The organism is Actinoplanes sp. NPDC049668 (assembly GCF_044465445.1).
Lineage (GTDB): Bacteria > Actinomycetota > Actinomycetes > Mycobacteriales > Micromonosporaceae > Actinoplanes.
Genome location: NZ_JBITLR010000003.1, coordinates 568,429 through 585,488 on the forward strand (window position 1 = coordinate 568,429; position 17,060 = coordinate 585,488).

Here is a 17,060-nt window from a genome sequence, read left to right on the forward strand (position 1 = left end):
GGCTAACGTAGACTCTAGTGACTTTGCAGGGCCGACGTCGTCCCGACCTTGAACGGAAACCAGTGACGATCGGAGGCCCGGTGGCTCTTCCGCACCCTCAGGGGTTGTACGACCCGGCTCAGGAACGCGACGCGTGTGGCGTGGCGTTCGTCGCCGACCTGCACGGTCGGCGCTCACACGACGTGGTCGCCAAGGGCCTGTCGGCGCTGATCCGGCTCGATCACCGTGGCGCCCGCGGCGCCGAGTACAACACGGGCGACGGCGCCGGCATCATGATCCAGGTTCCCGACGTGTTCCTGCGCGCGGTGGCGGGCTTCGACCTGCCGCCGGCCGGCGCGTACGCGACCGGCCTGGTCTTCCTGCCCAACGACGAGGCGGAGGCGGCCCGCGCGGTCGCGGTCTTCGAGAAGTACGCCCTGGTCGAGGGCGGCGACATCCTCGGCTGGCGAGACGTGCCCGTCGACCCGTCCGGCCTCGGCGAGACCGCCGAGGCGGCCCGCCCCCGGATCAAGCAGGTCTTCCTCGCCGCGCACCGGCTCACCGGCAGCGCCGCCGGCCCGGCCGGCGCACCGCTGTCCGGCATCGAGCTGGACCGGGTGGCGTTCTGCATCCGCAAGCAGGCCGAGCGGGAGACCTCACAGCGCGGCGTCGCGGCGTACTTCCCGTCGCTGTCGGCCCGCACCATGACCTACAAGGGCATGCTGACGCCGGACCAGCTGCCGCAGTTCTTCCCGGACCTGACCGACTCCAGGGTGGACAGCGCGATCGCGCTGGTGCACTCGCGCTTCTCGACCAACACGTTCCCGTCGTGGCCGCTGGCGCACCCGTACCGGTTCATCGCGCACAACGGTGAGATCAACACGATCCGCGGCAACAAGAACTGGATGGCCGCCCGCGAGGCCCTGCTCGCCTCGCCGGACCTGCCCGGCAACCTCAAGCGGCTCTTCCCGATCTGCACGCCGGAGGCGTCGGACTCGGCGAACTTCGACGCGGTCCTGGAGCTGCTGCACCTGTCCGGGCGCAGCCTGCCGCACTCCGTGCTGATGATGATCCCGGAGGCCTGGGAGAACGACCTGGGCATGGACCCGGCGCGGCGCTCCTTCTACCGCTTCCACGCCAGCCTCATGGAGCCGTGGGACGGACCGGCCAGCGTCGCGTTCACCGACGGCACCCTGATCGGCGCGGTCCTGGACCGCAACGGCCTGCGCCCGGGCCGCTGGTGGCACACCAGCGACGACCTGGTCGTGCTCGGCTCCGAGGCGGGCGTGCTCGACCTCGACCCGGCCACCGTGATCGCCAAGGGCCGGCTGCAGCCGGGCCGGATGTTCCTGGTCGACACCGAGGCCGGCCGGATCGTGCACGACGACGAGATCAAGGCCGAGCTGGCCGCCGCCCGCCCGTACGACGAGTGGCTGCACGCCGGGATGATCGATCTGCGGGACCTGCCGCCGCGCGAGCACATCATCTACACGCACGACTCGGTCATGCGCCGCCAGCAGATCTTCGGCTACACCGAGGAGGAGCTGAAGATCCTGGTCGCGCCGATGGCCCGCAGCGGCGCCGAGCCGCTCGGCTCGATGGGCACCGACACGCCGATCTCGCCCCTGTCGACCCGCCCGCGGCTGCTGTTCGACTACTTCCACCAGCTGTTCGCCCAGGTGACCAACCCGCCGCTGGACGCCATCCGCGAGGAGCTGGTGACCAGCCTGGCGACGACCATCGGGCCCGAGGGCAACCTGCTGCAGCCGGGCCCGGCGAGCTGCCGGCAGATCGTGCTGCCGTACCCGGTCATCGACAACGACGAGCTGGCCAAGCTGCTCTCCATCGACGAGGACGGCGACCTGCCCGGCTTCAAGGCGGTCCGGGTCTCCGGCCTGTACCCGCTGCGGGAGGGCGCGCAGGGCATCAAGGCGCGGCTGACGCAGATCTGCCGCCACGTGTCCGAGGCGATCGAGGACGGGGTGCGCATCCTGGTGCTCTCCGACCGCGACTCCAATGCGGACCTGGCGCCGATCCCGTCGCTGCTGCTCACCGCGGCGGTGCACCAGCACCTGGTGCGCGAGCAGACCCGCACGCAGGTGGCGCTCGTCGTGGAGAGCGGCGACTGCCGGGAGGTGCACCACGCGGCCGTGCTGATCGGGTACGGCGCCGCGGCGGTCAACCCGTACCTGGCGTTCGAGAGTGTCGACGACCTCATCGCCACCGGCCCGCTCGCGGGCATGGAGTCGAAGAAGGCGGTCCGCAACTACGTCAAGGCGCTCGGCAAGGGCGTCCTGAAGATCATGTCCAAGATGGGCATCTCCACGGTGTCGTCGTACTGCGGCGCGCAGGTGTTCGAGGCGGTCGGCCTCGACAACCGGCTGCTGCAGCGCTACTTCGCCGGCACCTCCGGGCGCATCGGCGGCTCCGGCCTCGCCGAGATCCACGCGGAGGTCGCCGCCCGGCACGCCAAGGCGTACCCGCGCAACCCGGCCGAGCGCAGCCACCGCCGCCTCGAGGTCGGCGGCGAGTACCAGTGGCGCCGCGAGGGCGAGGTGCACCTCTTCAACCCGGAGACCGTCTTCCTGCTGCAGCACGCGACCCGCAGCAAGCAGTACGACGTCTTCAAGCAGTACACCGCGAAGGTCGACGGCCTGGCCGAGCAGGCCGGCTCGCTGCGCGGGCTGTTCCGCTTCAAGGACCGCGAGGCCGTCCCGCTGGACGAGGTCGAGCCGGCCTCCGAGATCGTCAAGCGCTTCGCCACCGGCGCGATGAGCTACGGCTCCATCTCGGCCGAGTCGCACGAGACCCTCGCGATCGCGATGAACCGCCTCGGCGGCAAGTCCAACACCGGCGAGGGCGGCGAGGACGTCGAGCGCCTCTACGACCCGCAGCGGCGCTCCTCGGTCAAGCAGATCGCCTCCGGCCGCTTCGGGGTGACCAGCGAGTACCTGGTCAACGCCGACGACCTGCAGATCAAGATGGCGCAGGGCGCGAAGCCCGGCGAGGGCGGCCAGCTGCCCGGCAACAAGGTGTGGCCGTGGATCGCCAAGACCCGGCACGCCACGCCCGGCGTCGGGCTCATCTCGCCGCCGCCACACCACGACATCTACTCCATCGAGGACCTGGCGCAGCTCGTACACGACCTCAAGAACGTCAACCCGGCTTCCCGCGTACACGTGAAGCTGGTCTCCGAGATCGGGGTCGGCACCGTCGCGGCGGGCGTGGCCAAGCTCAAGGCCGACGTGATCCTGATCTCGGGTCACGACGGCGGTACCGGCGCGTCCCCGCTCAACTCGCTCAAGCACGCCGGCTCGCCGTGGGAGCTCGGCCTCGCCGAGGCGCAGCAGACGCTGCTGCTCAACAAGCTGCGCGACCGGGTGACGGTGCAGGTCGACGGCCAGCTCAAGACCGGCCGCGACGTGATCATCGCGGCGCTGCTCGGCGCCGAGGAGTTCGGTTTCGCGACCGCGCCGCTGATCGTGTCCGGCTGCATCATGATGCGGGTCTGCCACCTGGACACCTGCCCGGTCGGCATCGCCACGCAGAACCCGGTGCTGCGCGAGCGGTTCACCGGCAAGCCCGAGTTCGTGGAGAACTTCTTCCTGTTCCTCGCCGAGGAGGTCCGCGGCTACCTCGCCGAGCTGGGCTTCCGCAGCATCGACGAGGCCATCGGGCACGCGGAGCTGCTCGACATCGAGCCCGCCGTCTCGCACTGGAAGGCCAAGGGCCTCGACCTGTCGCCGGTGCTGTTCGTGCCGGAGCTGCCCGAGGGCGCCGCCCGGCGCGGCATCGTCAAGCAGGACCACGGCCTGGAGAAGTCGCTCGACAACGAGCTGATCGCGCTCGCCGCCCCCGCGCTGGAGGCGGGCGCCCAGGTCCGCGCCGAGGTGGCCGTGCGCAACGACCACCGCAGCGTCGGCGCGATGCTCGGCGGCGAGGTCACCCGCCGCTACGGCGGCAACGGCCTGCCCGACGACACCATCGCGTTCACCCTGCGGGGCACCGGCGGGCAGTCGTTCGGCGCGTTCCTGCCGCGCGGCGTGACCCTGCGGCTGATCGGCGACACCAACGACTACGTGGCCAAAGGGCTCTCCGGCGGTCGGGTGGTCGTGCGGCCCGCGCCGACCGCGCCGTTCGTCGCCGAGGACAACATCATCGCGGGCAACACCATCCTGTACGGCGCGACGAGCGGCGAGGTGTTCCTGCGCGGCCGCGCAGGTGAGCGGTTCGCGGTGCGCAACTCCGGCGCCGCCGCGGTCGTCGAGGGCGTCGGCGACCACGGCTGCGAGTACATGACCGGCGGCACCGTCGTCGTGCTCGGCGCCGTCGGGCGCAACTTCGCGGCCGGCATGAGCGGCGGCACCGCGTTCGTGCACAAGCTCGACGCGGGCCGGGTCAACCCCGAGCTGGTCGACCTCACCCCGCTCACCGACGAGGAGCGGGAACGACTGCACGCCCTGGTGGAGCGGCACTTCGCCGAGACCGACTCCGCCGTCGCGGGCCGGCTGCTCAAGGACTGGCCGACCGCGGTCGAGGAGTTCACCGCGGTCGTGCCGCGCGACTACAAGCGCGTGATGGAGCTGATCAGGACCGCCGAAGCCGCCGGTCGGAACATCGACGAGGCGGTTATGGGGGTCACCCGTGCCTGATCCGAACGGTTTCCTGCGCTACGAGCGGCAGCTGCCGAAGCGCCGCCCGGTGCCGGTCCGCATCCGCGACTGGCGGGAGGTGTACCCGCCGGCCGGCGGCGAGCTCATCCGCGACCAGGCCACCCGGTGCATGGACTGCGGCATCCCGTTCTGCCACGAGGGCTGTCCGCTGGGCAACCGCATCCCGGACTGGAACGACCTGGTCCGCACGAACGCCTGGGCGGCGGCCGCGGAGAGCCTGCACGCGACGAACAACTTCCCGGAGTTCACCGGCCGGCTCTGCCCGGCGCCGTGCGAGGCCGCCTGCGTCCTCGGCATCTCCGACGACCCGGTGACGATCAAGCAGGTCGAGGTGGAGATCGCCAACCACGCGTTCGCCTCCGGCCTGGTGCCGCAGCCGCCGGTCGTCCTGTCGGGCCGCAGCGTCGCGGTCGTCGGCTCCGGCCCGGCCGGGCTCGCCGCCGCGCAGCAGCTGGCCCGCGCCGGCCACGCCGTCACCGTCTACGAGCGCGACGACCGGATCGGCGGCCTGCTGCGGTACGGCATCCCGGACTTCAAGCTGGAGAAGGAGCGGATCGACGAGCGCCTGGCCCAGATGGCGGCCGAGGGCGTGGTCTTCGAGGTCGGCGTCGAGGTCGGCGTCGACGTGACCGCCGACGACCTGCGGGAACGCTTCGACGCGGTGCTGCTCACCTGCGGCGCCCTCGCCGGGCGCGACACCGTCGAGACCCCGGGGCGACAGCTCGCGGGCGTGCACCTGGCGATGGAGCACCTGGTGCCCGCCAACCGCGTCGTCGCCGGCCTGCAGGACACCACGCCGATCGACGCCAACGGCAAGCACGTCGTGATCATCGGCGGCGGCGACACCGGCGCCGACTGCCTCGGCGTCGCGCACCGCCAGGGCGCGGCCGGCGTGATCCAGCTCGACCAGTACCCGCTGCCGCCCGAGGCCCGCGCCGGCGAGCTGCACCCGTGGCCGACCTGGCCGGTCATCCTGCGCAACTACCCGGCGCACGAGGAGGGCGGCGAGCGCGTCTTCGGCGTCGCCGTGCAGGAATTCGTGGACGACGGCAGCGGCCGGGTCGCCTCGGTCCGCGTCGCCGACGTCGTCGTCGAGCGCATCGACGGCCGCCGGACGGTCACCGTCCAGGAGGGATCGGAGCGCGACCTGCGCGCCGACCTGGTGCTGCTGGCCATCGGCTTCGACGGCACCGAGCAGCAGCCGCTGCTCACCCAGTTCGGGGTGACCCGCAACCGCCGGGGTGCCGTCGACGCCGGCGACGACTGGCAGACCGGCGCCGAGGGGGTCTTCGTCGCCGGCGACATGCACCGCGGCGCGTCGCTGATCGTGTGGGCCATCGCGGAGGGCCGGGCGGCCGCCGCGGCGATCCACACCTACCTGGGCGGATTCGGCGAACTGCCGGCACCGGTCAGCCCGTCGTCGCAGCCGCTGGCCGCCACCTTCTGAACCCGATGATCGCGGGGCGGCCCGGCCGTCCCGCGATCGTCAGACCCGCACCGCCGTCGCGGCAGTCCGCTGCCGGGGCAGGACGCGGGCCCCGCCGCACTGTGCCGCGTGGCGCAGCAGCCGCCGCCGCGCCGCGTCGCTCTCGTAAGCCTGTTCGCGGGCCGCGCGCTCCAGCACCCGCTGCCGCCTGCTGGTCCACCACCGGATCGCCATCGCCGTACCCCCAGTCCGACGCCAACCCCATTTAACCGAGTGCAATCAACACGTGACAATCGGTTTAGGGGTTCACCGCGCGCGGTTTAGGGGTTCACGGCGCGCACACGCCAGTCGGGCCATCTCCCGGCGGACGCCCGGAGCCGACCGATAAGCTGAGGCCGATTGCGGTCGCTGACGCCCGCCACCCTTGCTGAACGAGCGCGCGCCCGACGGACGAACCGGGGCGCCGCCATTCGCAGTTCATCCTTCTGACGGGGGTCGGCCAGCGAGCCGATCCGAAAGAGAGACTAGCCTGATGGCTGTGACACGCCGCGCAAAGATCGTCTGCACCATGGGTCCCGCCACCGCCTCCCCCGAGCGCATGCTCGGGCTGGTCGAGGCCGGCATGGACGTAGCCCGGCTGAACTTCAGCCACGGCAGCCACGAGGACCACCGCAAGATCTACGACATGGTCCGCGCCGCCGCGAAGGAGACCGGCCGCGCCGTCGCGGTCCTCGCCGACCTGCAGGGCCCCAAGATCCGGCTCGGCCGGTTCGCCAACGGCCCGCACGTCTGGCGCACCGGTGACCTCGTCACCATCACCAGCGAGGACATCCTCGGCACCCCCGACCGGGTCAGCTGCACCTACACCAAGCTGCCGCAGGAGGTGAAGGTCGGCGACCGCCTCCTGATCGACGACGGCAAGGTCGCGGTCGAGGTCTCCGCCGTCGACGGCGAGGACATCCGCTGCCTGGTCACCGAGGGCGGCCCGGTCAGCAACAACAAGGGCGTCTCCCTGCCGAACGTCGCCGTCAGCGTCCCCGCCATGAGCGAGAAGGACGAGACCGACCTGCGCTTCGCCCTCAGCCTCGGCGTCGACCTGATCGCCCTGTCGTTCGTCCGCTCGCCCGACGACATCAAGCTCGTGCACCAGATCATGGCCGAGGAGAACAAGACCCTCCCCGTCATCGCCAAGGTCGAGAAGCCGGAAGCCGTCATCCACCTCGAAGCGATCGTGCTCGCCTTCGACGGCGTCATGGTCGCCCGCGGCGACCTCGGCGTCGAGCTGCCCCTCGACCAGGTCCCGCTGGTGCAGAAGCGCGCCGTCCAGCTCTGCCGCGAGAACGCCAAGCCGGTCATCGTCGCCACCCAGATGCTCGACTCGATGATCGAGAACTCCCGCCCCACCCGCGCCGAGGCCTCCGACGTCGCCAACGCCGTCCTCGACGGCGCCGACGCCGTCATGCTCTCCGGCGAGACCTCGGTCGGCAAGTACCCGGTCCTCACCGTCAGCACCATGGCGAAGATCGTCAGCACCACCGAGAACGGCGACTTCGGCGTGCCGGTCCTGCAGCACGACCCGCGCACCCACGGCGGCGCCCTGACCGTCGCCGCCAGCCGGATCGCCCGCAACATCGGCGCCAAGGCCCTGGTCGCGTTCTCACAGACCGGCGACACCGTCCGCCGCCTCTCCCGGCTGCACTGCGAGCTCCCGCTGCTCGCCTTCACCCCGGTACCCGAGGTCCGCGACCAGCTCGCACTCTCCTGGGGCGTCGAGACGTTCCTGACGGACTTCGTCCAGCACACCGACGACATGTTCCGCCAGGTCGACCGCAGCATGCTCGGACTCGGCCTGGCCAAGCCCGGCGAGTACGTCGTCGTCGTGGCCGGCAGCCCGCCCAACGCGCCCGGCTCCACCAACACCCTGCGCGTGCACCAGCTCGGCTCGCTCGTCGACCCGGCGACGGTCTCCGGGTCCAAGTGAGCGCCGATCCACTGGTAGGACAGGCCGCCGTCGATCAGCTGCTCGAGGTCCTCGACCTCAAGCAGATCGACGCGGCCACGTTCCGGGGCGAGAGCCCACAGGTCGGCGCCCAGCGTGTCTTCGGCGGGCAGGTCGCCGGCCAGGCCCTCGTCGCCGCCGGCCGCACCGTAAACCCGGGGCGCCTGGTGCACTCCCTGCACGGCTACTTCGTGCGCCCCGGCGACCCGACGGTACCCATCGAGTTCAGCGTCGAGAGCATCCGCGACGGGCGCTCCTTCTCCGTACGCCGCGCCACCGCGCAGCAGCACGGCAAGGCGATCTTCCTCATGTCCGCGTCGTTCCAGGACGCCGAGGAGGGCCTCGACCACCACACCCCGGCGCCCGAAGGGGTGCCCGGCCCGGACGAGACCCCGACCATGCACGACTGGCTGGCCCGCTACCCCGAACGCCTGGCCGCCTTCAAGGCCGCGCCGCAGGCGATCGACGTCCGCTACGTCGGCACCCCCGGCTGGGTGCAGCCCGGCGACCGGGAGGCGTCCGCCGAGCAGCGGGTCTGGATGCGCATCAACGGCACGCTGCCGGACGACCCGCTGATCCACGCCTGCGCCCTGACGTACGCGTCCGACCTGTCGCTGCTCGACGCGGTGCTGTCGACGCACGGCGAGGTCTGGGGCCCCGGCGGGGTGATCGGCGCCAGCCTGGACCACGCGCTGTGGCTGCACCGGCCGTTCCGCGCGGACGAATGGTTCCTCTACGACTGCAGCAGCCCTTCGGCGAGCGGCAGCAGGGGACTGGCCAGCGGGCGCATGTTCACCGAGGACGGGCGGCACATCGCCAGCGCCGTACAGGAGGGCCTGCTCCGCCGCGTCGGCGCCCGGTAGCCGCCGTCAGCGCCTGGTTCAGTCCACCCAGCGTTTGGTTCAGTCCACCCAGCGCTTGGCGATGATCGCCGTGTCTTCCGCGCCCGGTGAGGCCGTTTCGCCCGCCCGGGCCGCCGAGTCCAGCAGCGGCAGTGCCGTGTCGTCCACCTCGGCGGCCTGGTGCTGCGCCGCCGCGGCGGCCGCGGCGGCGGCCTGGTGCTGGTCGGGCAGCTCCGCACCCTCGGGGGTGTCCGGCACCTCGATCCGCTCGTCGGCGTGCGGCAGCGGGCCCGGCGACATCGTGCCGGTCACCCCGGCCTGCGCCAGCATCGCGTCCAGGTCGGCCGTGGTCCGCAGCACCTCGTCGTGGAAACTGTCCGGCCGGCCGGCCGGCGCTTCCCCCGATCCCGGCTGCGGCCCGGCGGCCGGCATCACCGTCAACGGCGGCTGCGTCGACGGGGGCTGCGTCAACGGCCACTCCGGCATCGGCGGGCCCGCCGCCGGGTTCGGCATCGGCGGGTTCGGCATCGGCGCGGCCGCGGCCGTGGTCGTCGGCGTGGCCCGGTGCCGGGCGCGGGCACCCCGCGGCGGGCGGCCCGCCTCGAAGTCGGTCAGCCCGGCCGAATAGCCGGCCACCCCGACCGCGCGCTCCGGCGTCAGCTCCAGCAGCCGCTCGCCGTCCATCGCCGCGGAGAACTCATGCAGCCGCAGCGAGGCGACGAGATCGGCCACCCCGCGCAGCAGCGCCGTGCCGCCCAGCACCAGGATCACCACCTCGGCCGTGCGCGCGTACGAGCTGGCGGCGAAGAAGCCGAGCGCGAGCTCGGCCAGGCCGACGACCGTCAGCATGCCCCAGATCCGGTCGGTCTCCCGGGTCATCATCGAGATGCCCAGGTCGGCGGCGCCGCGCACCATCAGGTACCAGCCGATCAGCGCCGCGGGGGTGGCCCAGGAGCCGCCGTTGTCCAGCAGCACGATCACGCCGGTGAGGGCGAACAGCACGGCCATGCCCGCGTTCAGCCACCAGGTCCGGGTGCCGGCGAGCGCGCGGATCGCCTCGGTGACCGCCCCGAACAGGATCACCAGGCCGGCCGCGGTCACGATGTCGACGGGCTCGAGGCGGAGCACACTCCAGGCGATCGCCAGCCAGGCCACACCCGAAAACAGGAGGAACCCCCATATACCGTCACGCACGACGGTCAAGGGGGCGGAGCCGGACCACAACATGGAGCCTCCTACCGGTGCTGGTACTGCCATGACAACACTGGCGAGACCGGCAGACCGGCCTTTCGCGGAATTAGCCGGGCGGCCCGGGCCGCACGGCATCGGCTGCCCGGCAGCGTCGAAAAGGCTCAGCGCTTGGGTCCCACGAAGTGGTCGAGTATCGCCACATCCGCCCGCCGCGCCACCGAGAGCTGGATCGCACTGCACATGCGCCAGCGCACCGCCATCCGGTCGAGGGACAACCGGCATAGCCGCATGATGTCCGCGGACCTGTTGACGAACATGTAGCGGGGATAGGCGTAGTGCTTTCCGGCCCTGACGATTCGGTTCTCCGTGCGGCAGCCGTCGGAATGGAAAAGCCCGCGCACGAATCTGTCGGGAAAGTCGTCGACAATGCGCTGCTGCCAATCGGTGAGCACGATCGGCCGGTCATGCTTCTTGCCGGGGCCGTGCTGGGGCAGCAGGCACGGCCAATGCATCCAGAAGGAGCGCACGTCGTCGCGCCCGCCGCGGCGCTGGTGCCCGACCGTGCGGGCGCCACAGGCCCGCATGGCCCGGCCGACCTCCTCGATCAACTCGGGGTAACGCAGGTCGCAGGACACCCTCAGGAGCGGGACCCGGCCGGTCGTCAGGAGGTGGCCGTCGCCGAGGTACATCCCCAGGAGGTAGGCGTAGTCGGCCGGGTGGGCCGGCAGCCGCGCGGGCCGGGCACAGAACGGGCACCGATCGGCCGGCGAATTGATCTTGGGTCGGGAGCGGTAGAGCCAGCAGGTCACCGTGTTGCGGGGGATGCCGAGCGTCCGGCAGATCTCGGCGAGCGGAACGCCCGCTGATTTCATGGAGATTGCGCGCTCACGAATATGTGGCGGATGCACTGGCGAATCATCGACCAGGGGTACGACAATTTTGGTGTCCCCGGTGGGATTCGAACCCACACTGTATGGTGTTTGAGACCATCTTCTCTGCCGTTGGAATACGGGGACAACGGCGCCTGGTTCGGTCCCGAGTAGGCGACTCCAGGCGGAGCACCTGACAGCCTACCCACTACGCTGGGGACGGCGGCACCCAGATACCCGGGTGTCGCGACGTCGGAAGTGTTGGGGGTAGGAGTTCCGTGGCCGACACGCAAGCGAGCACCGAGCGCAGGCGGGTGCTGATCGCCGAGGACGAGGCGCTCATTCGGCTGGACCTGGCCGAGATGCTCGTGGAGGAGGGCTACGACGTCGTCGGCGAGGCCGGTGACGGCGAGACCGCCGTCCGGCTGGCCGAGGATCTGACGCCGGACCTGGTCATCCTCGACATCAAGATGCCGATCATGGACGGCCTGGCCGCCGCCGAGCGGATCGCCGGCGGGCGCATCGCGCCGGTCGTGATCCTGACGGCGTTCAGCCAGCGCGATCTGGTCGAGCGGGCCCGCGCCGCCGGCGCCATGGCGTACCTGGTGAAGCCCTTCCAGAAGTCGGACCTGGTGCCGGCGATCGAGATCGCGCTCTCCCGGTATTCGGAGATCTCGGCGCTCGAGGCCGAGGTGGCCGGGCTGACCGACCGGCTGGAGACGCGCAAGTCGGTGGAGCGCGCCAAGGGCGAGCTCATGACGAAGTACTCGATGACCGAGCCGCAGGCGTTCAAGTGGATCCAGCGCACGGCGATGGACCACCGGATGACTATGCGTGAGGTCGCGGACCGGATCCTCGCGGAGGGTGAGGAGTCGCCCGGGGTACCCGCGTCGTAGCGGCCGGGCCCGGCCCAACTGGCTGTTTGTTACACCTTCCCCGGCGCGGCATCACCGCACGTAACGGTTCGGTGAATGCCCGTGCGAACCCTTACCCCCGTGCCGGAGTGTGGGATAGCGTCCGGCCCCATGACGGGCGCAGCGGCGTCGTTCGGGTGCGCAAGTGCCACTCGACCTGCGGTGGCTCGGTGGGTTCGGTATGGAGGAGGGTTCCAACCTTGAGGCAGGTTCTCGTACGTGCCATCGGCGGGTTGGCCGTTGTCGGCCTCATCGCCGGTGCCGCTGCTTGCAACAGCGACAGCGGCAGTGATGACACGGCCAGTGGCAACTGCGGCTACAAGCTCGCGTTCTTTGGCGCTTTGACCGGCCCGGCGGCCAACCTCGGTGTGAACATCGAGCAGGGCTTCGAGCTGGCAATCAACCAGTACAACGAGAAGAAGGGCTCCGACTGCATCACGGTCGCGAAGTTCGACTCTCAGGGTGACCCGGGCGTTGCTCCCGGTGTGGCCCGTAACCTGGTCGCGGACAAGAAGATCATCGGTATCGTCGGCCCGGCGTTCTCGGGTGAGTCCGAGGCTGCCGACCCGATCTTCGAGCAGGCCGGCGTCCCCTCGATCAGCCCGTCGGCCACCCGGGTCTCGCTCTCGGCCAACGGCTGGAAGACCTGGCACCGCGCGGTCGCGAACGACGACGCGCAGGGCCCCGCCGCGGGTAACTACATCAAGAACGTGATGAAGGCCGAGAAGGTCTTCGTCGCGGACGACCAGTCGGCGTACGGCGCCGGTCTGGCCGAGGTCGTCAAGAAGACCCTCGGCACCGCTGTCGTCGCCACGGACAAGACCGAGGCCGACGGCAAGCAGACCGACTTCTCGGCGCTCGTGACGAAGGTCGTCTCCTCTGGCGCGACCGCCCTGTTCTACGGCGGTTACTACCAGAACGCCGGCCTCATCCGTAAGGCCCTGACCTCGGCCGGCTGGAAGGGCACCCTGGTCGGCGGCGACGGCATGAAGGACCCGGGCCTGGCCAAGGCGGCGGGCAACGCTGCCGCGACCGGCACCGTCGTGACCTGCCCCTGCTCCCCGCCGGAGAAGGCGGGCGGCACGTTCGTCACCGACTACAAGGCGAAGTGGAACGTCGACGCCGGTACCTACAGCGACGTCGCGTTCGACGCGGCCAACTTCATGCTGCAGGGCATCGACGCGGGCAACACCACCACGGAGAAGCTCAACACGTACCTCGGCGCGACCGAGTACAAGGGCATCGCCAACACCTACAAGTTCACCCCGACCGGTGAGCTCGACCCCAAGTTCATCAAGGTGTGGGCGTTCAAGTTCGACGCGACCGGCAACACGATCGCGGACCAAGAGGTCCCGGCCGTCTGATCGGCTGAGTCACTTTTCGTAGGGCCGGTGCGGCCGGATGATCTCCGGCCGCACCGACCTTCTCGTTTCAGGAGCCCCTTGTGAACTTCTCCGGTCTGATTCAGGACTTCGGGCCGCTCACGATCACGGGCCTGGCCCAGGGCGCGATCATCGCGCTCTTCGCCCTGGGTTACACCCTGGTCTACGGCGTTCTCCGCCTGATCAACTTTGCGCACTCCGAGGTCTTTCTGCTCGGCACCTTCGCCTGCATCTGGGTGTGGGGTCTCTTCGGTCTCGACCAGAACACGGCAATCCCGTCCGTTCCGGTCGTGATCGGTCTGCTGGTACTGGGACTGGTGGCGGCGATCGTCATCTCCGGTATCACGGCGCTCGGTGTCGAATTCATCGCCTACCGCCCGCTGCGTAAGCGCAACGCGCCGCCGCTGGCGTTCCTCATCACCGCGATCGGCGCGTCTCTGTTCATCTCCGAGACCGTCGGCGTGATGACCCAGCGCAACATCGAGCCGGTGCCGGCGCTGATCCATCCGCGAGACGTCTTCGTGATCGGCAACATGCATGTGACGAATCTGCAGATTCTGATCATCGTGCTGGCGCTCGTGATGATGTTCGCGCTCGACCGCTTCATCAACAGCTCCCGGCTGGGCCGTGGCATCCGCGCGGTGGCGCAGAACCCGGACAGCGCGGCGCTGATGGGCGTCAACAAGGGCCGCGTGATCTCGCTAGTCTTCCTGCTGGGCGGTCTGATGGCCGGCATCGCGGCGGTGATGTACGACCTGAAGGTCGGTGTCACGCGTTTCGACGCCGGCTTCCTGCTGGGCATCGAGGCGTTCACGGCGGCGGTGCTCGGCGGTATCGGCAACCTGCGCGGCGCGCTGGTCGGCGGCCTGCTGCTCGGGCTGCTGCAGAACTACGCGGCGTCGCTGTTCGGCACGGAGTGGCTGCACGCGGCGTCGTTCGTGCTGCTCGTGTTGATCCTGCTGGTCCGTCCGACGGGCCTGCTGGGCGAGTCTCTCGGAAGGGCGAGGGCATGACCGAGGCGACAAGTTCGACTCCGGAGCAGACTCCGGCGCAGGCGACGAAGCCCAAGAACAACTCGGGCGGCGTCCGCGGCTGGTTCGGCCGGCAGAACCCGGTGGTGCGCGGCGTACTGATGGTGGTGTTCGCGGCGCTCGCGTTCCTGCTGCCGTACGCGGGCGAGATTCCCCTGATCGGGCCGCAGATCGTCACCCAGGGTGTCGACTGGCCGAGCGCGCTGTTCAACATGTCCTACTACGTGCTGCTCGCGCTGGGCCTGAACGTGGTGGTCGGCTTCGCGGGCCTGCTCGACCTGGGCTACGTCGGCTTCTTCGCCGTCGGTGCCTACACGGTCGCGCTGCTGACCTCGCCGGACAGCGTCCTGCGTACCGAATGGGGCTGGCTGGCCGCGGTGCCGGTCGGTCTCGCGGTGGCGATGGTCTCGGGTCTGATCCTGGGCTGGCCGACGCTGCGGTTGCGCGGTGACTACCTGGCGATCGTGACGCTGGGCTTCGCGGAGATCATCCGGATCGTGGCGACGAGCACCGAGACGCTGCGCGGTGACCGGGGCTTCGCGGACATCCCGCACCCGCCGGGGTCGCTGGCCGACGGCAAGCCGATGTTCGGCGTGGCCGACGCGACGCCGTACTACTGGCTGGGTCTCGCCGTGATCATCCTGGTGATCTTCGCGGTGCGGAACCTGGACCGCAGCCGGGTCGGCCGGTCGTGGCTCGCGATCCGCGAGGACGAGGAAGCCGCCGAGATCATGGGCGTGCGGACGATCAAGTACAAGCTGTGGGCGTTCGCCATCGGGGCGTTCATCGGCGGCCTGGGCGGCGTGATGTTCGCGGGCGAGCAGGGCTTCATGAACTCGGGCACGTTCGTGCTCCAGTTCTCGATCCTGGTGCTGGCCGGCGTCGTCATGGGTGGTGCGGGCAACATCGCCGGTGCCATCCTGGGCGGTGCGCTGATTTCGTACATTCCCGACCGGCTGCGCGGCATCGAGGACCCGATCTGGCACACCGACCTGTTCGGTTTCCGGTTCGCGATCTTCGGTGCGGTGATCATCGCAATCATGATCTTCCGGCCGCAGGGTCTGATCCCGAGCCGGCGGCGTGCGATGGAGCTCAAGGACCGCGAGAAGGAGGTGGCTCCCATTGAGTGAGCCGCACATCGAGACGCCGCAGGAAGCCGACGCCGCCAACGCGCGTCCGGTCGACCGCGCGGCGCCCACAGGTAAGTCCTCCGCGGGAGAGGGCACCACGCCGGTCAGCGACGCGGAGCGCTCGGGCGAGGTGCTGCTGGTGGTCGACAACGTGACGCTGCGCTTCGGCGGTGTCGTCGCGCTCAACGAGGTCAGCTTCAGCCTGCGCAAGGGCGAGATCTTCGGCCTCATCGGGCCGAACGGCGCCGGCAAGACGACGTGCTTCAACGCGATGACCGGTGTCTACCGGCCGACCAGCGGCGGCATCCGGTTCCAGGGTGAGTCGATCGTCGGCAAGAAGAAGCACCAGATCACCCGCGGCGGGATCGCCCGCACGTTCCAGAACGTGCGGCTGTTCCCGGAGATGACCGCGCTGGAGAACGTGATGGTGGGCGCGGACGCCCACCACAAGACCAGCGTGATCAGCGCCCTGTTCCGGCTGCCCCGGTTCTGGCGCGAGGAGCGCGCCGGCCGGGACCGCTCGCTGGAGCTGCTGCGGTTCGTGGGCATCCACAACCGGGCGGGCGAGGTCGCCCGCAACCTCTCGTACGGCGAGCAGCGGCGGCTGGAGATCGCCCGGGCACTGGCGACGAACCCGACGCTGCTGTGCCTGGACGAGCCGGCGGCCGGCTTCAACCCGGCGGAGAAGGAGGATCTGCTCGCGCTGATCCGCCGGATCCGCGACACCGGGGTGACGGTGCTCCTCATCGAGCACGACATGCGACTGGTCATGGGCGTCACGGACCGGATCGTGGTGCTGGAGTTCGGCAAGAAGATCGCGGAGGGTACGCCCGCCGAGGTGCGGGAGAACCCCGCCGTGATCGCGGCGTACCTGGGGGTGCCCACCGATGCTGCTTGAGTTGCAGGACGTCACGCTGCTGTACGGGCGCATCCAGGCCCTGCACGGCATCAGCCTGAACGTCGCCGAGGGCGAGATCGTCGCGCTGATCGGCGCGAACGGCGCCGGCAAGTCGACGACCATGCGGGCGATCTCCGGGCTGCGCCCGGTGGCGCAGGGCGCGATCAAGTTCGCGGGTGAGGACATCACCAAGCTGCGCGCCGATCTGCGGGTCGTGCGGGGCGTCTCGCAGTCGCCGGAGGGCCGGGGCATCTTCCCCGGCATGACGGTGCGGGAGAACCTCGAGATGGGTGCGTACACGCGACGCAACCGGACCGAGATCAACGAGGACCTGGACCGGGCGTTCAGCCTGTTCCCGCGGCTCAAGGAGCGCGAGAAGCAGGTCGGCGGCACCATGTCCGGCGGCGAGCAGCAGATGCTCGCGGTCGGCCGGGCGCTGATGAGCCGGCCGAAGCTGCTGCTGCTCGACGAGCCGTCGATGGGCCTGGCGCCGATGCTGATCCAGCAGATCTTCGACATCATCGTCGAGATCAACCAGCAGGGCACGACCGTGCTGCTGGTGGAGCAGAACGCCCAGCAGGCGTTGTCGCGGGCACACCGCGCGTATGTGCTGGAGACCGGCCGGATCGTGAAGACCGGAACCGGCGCAGAGCTACTGACCGACCCCTCGGTCAAGGACGCCTACCTCGGCGTTGCCTGAGGATCTCGAACACCTTTGAGGAGTTG

The 17,060-nt window shown here is 70.3% G+C and carries 13 protein-coding genes and 1 tRNA gene; 10 read left to right on the forward strand and 4 right to left on the reverse strand.

What is annotated here, in order from left to right:
• The first annotated feature begins 62 nt into the window (after window positions 1–62).
• Window positions 63–4,631 (forward strand): glutamate synthase large subunit, encoded by a 4,569-nt coding sequence (gene gltB / locus ACIBSW_RS15315; RefSeq protein ID WP_354721751.1) that lies wholly within the window; start codon window positions 63–65, stop codon window positions 4,629–4,631.
• Window positions 4,624–6,099: a glutamate synthase subunit beta gene (locus ACIBSW_RS15320; RefSeq protein ID WP_354721752.1), complete on the forward strand. Its 1,476-nt coding sequence runs from the start codon at window positions 4,624–4,626 to the stop codon at window positions 6,097–6,099. Before gltB ends, ACIBSW_RS15320 begins: the two co-directional genes overlap by 8 nt.
• A 39-nt stretch (window positions 6,100–6,138) precedes the next feature.
• Here the strand turns inward: ACIBSW_RS15320 and ACIBSW_RS15325 are convergent, their stop codons facing one another.
• Complete coding sequence (locus ACIBSW_RS15325; RefSeq protein WP_354721753.1) at window positions 6,139–6,312, reverse strand: hypothetical protein; 174 nt, start codon at window positions 6,310–6,312, stop codon at window positions 6,139–6,141.
• A 298-nt stretch (window positions 6,313–6,610) separates the two neighbouring features.
• On the opposite strand from ACIBSW_RS15325, the gene pyk reads away from it, so the two are divergent.
• Together pyk and ACIBSW_RS15335 are read left to right on the forward strand one after the other, a co-directional pair.
• Complete coding sequence (pyk, locus tag ACIBSW_RS15330; protein WP_354721754.1) at window positions 6,611–8,059, forward strand: pyruvate kinase; 1,449 nt, start codon at window positions 6,611–6,613, stop codon at window positions 8,057–8,059.
• The gene (locus ACIBSW_RS15335) at window positions 8,056–8,940 is read left to right on the forward strand and encodes an acyl-CoA thioesterase II (RefSeq protein ID WP_354721755.1); all 885 of its coding nucleotides are present in this window, start codon (window positions 8,056–8,058) and stop codon (window positions 8,938–8,940) included. The genes pyk and ACIBSW_RS15335 overlap by 4 nt, the downstream gene beginning before the upstream one ends.
• Window positions 8,941–8,979: 39 nt before the next feature.
• Here the strand turns inward: ACIBSW_RS15335 and ACIBSW_RS15340 are convergent, their stop codons facing one another.
• The 3 genes from ACIBSW_RS15340 to ACIBSW_RS15350 form a co-directional block, all read right to left on the reverse strand.
• Window positions 8,980–10,074 (reverse strand): hypothetical protein, encoded by a 1,095-nt coding sequence (locus ACIBSW_RS15340; protein WP_354721756.1) that lies wholly within the window; start codon window positions 10,072–10,074, stop codon window positions 8,980–8,982.
• 197 nt (window positions 10,075–10,271) lie between these two features.
• A complete protein-coding gene (locus ACIBSW_RS15345) occupies window positions 10,272–11,018 on the reverse strand; it encodes a helix-turn-helix domain-containing protein (protein ID WP_354721757.1) in 747 nt (248 codons plus the stop codon).
• 32 nt (window positions 11,019–11,050) lie between these two features.
• Window positions 11,051–11,126 (reverse strand) — tRNA-Leu (locus tag ACIBSW_RS15350).
• 131 nt (window positions 11,127–11,257) lie between these two features.
• Between ACIBSW_RS15350 and ACIBSW_RS15355 the strand changes: the two genes are divergently transcribed.
• The 6 genes from ACIBSW_RS15355 (at window position 11,258) to ACIBSW_RS15380 (ending at window position 17,034) form a co-directional block, all read left to right on the forward strand.
• Complete coding sequence (locus tag ACIBSW_RS15355; RefSeq protein WP_354721758.1) at window positions 11,258–11,875, forward strand: response regulator; 618 nt, start codon at window positions 11,258–11,260, stop codon at window positions 11,873–11,875.
• A 218-nt stretch (window positions 11,876–12,093) separates the two neighbouring features.
• On the forward strand, window positions 12,094–13,257 hold the full coding sequence (locus ACIBSW_RS15360; protein ID WP_354721759.1) for a branched-chain amino acid ABC transporter substrate-binding protein: 1,164 nt from the start codon (window positions 12,094–12,096) through the stop codon (window positions 13,255–13,257).
• Window positions 13,258–13,337: 80 nt separating this feature from the next.
• The gene (locus tag ACIBSW_RS15365) at window positions 13,338–14,288 is read left to right on the forward strand and encodes a branched-chain amino acid ABC transporter permease (RefSeq protein WP_354721760.1); all 951 of its coding nucleotides are present in this window, start codon (window positions 13,338–13,340) and stop codon (window positions 14,286–14,288) included.
• A gap of 119 nt (window positions 14,289–14,407) precedes the next feature.
• Entirely contained in the window at window positions 14,408–15,436 is a 1,029-nt protein-coding gene (locus tag ACIBSW_RS15370; RefSeq protein WP_354721794.1) for a branched-chain amino acid ABC transporter permease, read from the forward strand.
• A gap of 130 nt (window positions 15,437–15,566) precedes the next feature.
• Window positions 15,567–16,334 carry an ABC transporter ATP-binding protein gene (locus tag ACIBSW_RS15375; RefSeq protein ID WP_354721795.1) on the forward strand — a complete coding sequence of 256 codons (768 nt, stop codon included), beginning with the start codon at window positions 15,567–15,569 and terminating at the stop codon, window positions 16,332–16,334.
• The gene (locus ACIBSW_RS15380; RefSeq protein WP_354721761.1) at window positions 16,324–17,034 is read left to right on the forward strand and encodes an ABC transporter ATP-binding protein; all 711 of its coding nucleotides are present in this window, start codon (window positions 16,324–16,326) and stop codon (window positions 17,032–17,034) included. Before ACIBSW_RS15375 ends, ACIBSW_RS15380 begins: the two co-directional genes overlap by 11 nt.
• The last annotated feature ends 26 nt before the right edge of the window (window positions 17,035–17,060 follow it).